2 protein-coding genes are annotated in these 1,346 nt (G+C 60.8%); both read right to left on the bottom strand.

The window, feature by feature from the left end:
• Positions 1-567: FAD-dependent oxidoreductase (locus tag EN879_RS36110; RefSeq protein ID WP_348631526.1), on the bottom strand; the 567-nt coding region annotated here is incomplete at its 3' end.
• Positions 568-707: 140 nt separating this feature from the next.
• Positions 708-1,307 carry a VOC family protein gene (locus EN879_RS36115; protein WP_063169949.1) on the bottom strand — a complete coding sequence of 200 codons (600 nt, stop codon included), beginning with the start codon at positions 1,305-1,307 and terminating at the stop codon, positions 708-710.
• Between the last annotated feature and the right edge of the window lie 39 nt (positions 1,308-1,346).

The raw sequence follows: 1,346 nt of genomic DNA on the forward strand, positions 1-1,346 counted from the left end.
GGCCCACACCCAGCCATGCTCGGTTTTCTCGAAGATGAAGGTGAAGGCGTCGTCGAATTTCTGGTTGGTGCCGAGCCAGACGAACTTGCATTTGCGGGTGTCGATGTCGGGCTTGAAGATGTCGACGAAACTGTTGCGCGCCCTGGAGTTCAGGCCGTCGGCAGCGACGACCAGATCGTGCGTCTCCATGTAAGGCTTGGGATCGGCGATGTCGGTCTCGAACATCAGCTTGACGCCGAGTTCACGCGCCCGGCGCTGCAGCAGGACCAGCAGCCGCTTGCGGCCGATGCCGCAGAAACCGTGCCCTGACGAGACCGTGCGCACGCCGTCATGAATGACGGCGATGTCGTCCCAGTAGGCAAAGTGCTTCTTGATCCAGACGGCGCTGACCGGATCGTTTTTCGACAGATTGTCGAGCGTTTCGGCCGACAGCACGACGCCCCAGCCGAACGTGTCGTCGGCGCGGTTGCGCTCGAACACCGTCACATCGTGGGCGGCGTCCCTCAGTTTCATCGAAATGGCAAAGTAGAGGCCGGCTGGTCCGCCGCCGAGAACCGCAACCTTCATCTGTGCGATCTCCTCTTCGCTTGCTGGAGTTCAGTATCGCGCCGGCGATAAGATATTTCAAGCTTAAAGTTTCATATCAGAACGATCGTCCTGACATGGCGAAAGCGCGCCTGCGTGTCATCGCGCAAGCGCGCTGCCGATCACTTTTCCGGGCTCTTCGGGCTCCACAACACCGTCTCGGCGCCCTTCTCATAGGCCATCCCGTCGGGATAGCTGATCGCTTCCAGTTGCAGCCCCCAGGGCGCCTGGAAATAGAGGATGGTCTGGCCGGCGGCGGGTCCTTCCTTGACCGGCAATGGTCCCAAGCGTGTCTTGACGCCCTTGCCGTCGAGATAGGCTTTGGCAGCGGCGACGTCGTCGACATAGAAGGCGATGTGGAAGCCGCCGATGTCGCTGTTCTTTGGCGTCAGGTCCTTCTGGTCCGGTGCTGTGTATTTGAACAGCTCGATGTTCGAGCCGTAGCCACAACGCACCATGGTGACCTCTTCGATCACCGCCTTCGGATCGACGCCCAGGAGATCCTGCATGAAGGTGCCCTTGTCGTCGGCGAACGGGCCGAACGACATCGCCTTCTTGCAGCCGACCACTTCGGTGAAGAAGTCGACCGCCTGCTTCATGTCGGGAACCGTGATCCCGGTGTGGTCGTGGCCGCGCATGCCCGGGATCGAATCCGCCGAGGCCATGCCGGCGCTGCCGAGCATCGCGGCGGCGAGCGTTGCAATTGCGATTGTGGTCTTCATGTCAGTCCTCTCCATTTGGCGGGACTTGGTCTTTGTGGT

Source organism: Mesorhizobium sp. M7A.F.Ca.AU.002.02.1.1, from assembly GCF_003998535.1.
Taxonomy (GTDB): Bacteria; Pseudomonadota; Alphaproteobacteria; order Rhizobiales; family Rhizobiaceae; genus Mesorhizobium; species Mesorhizobium ciceri.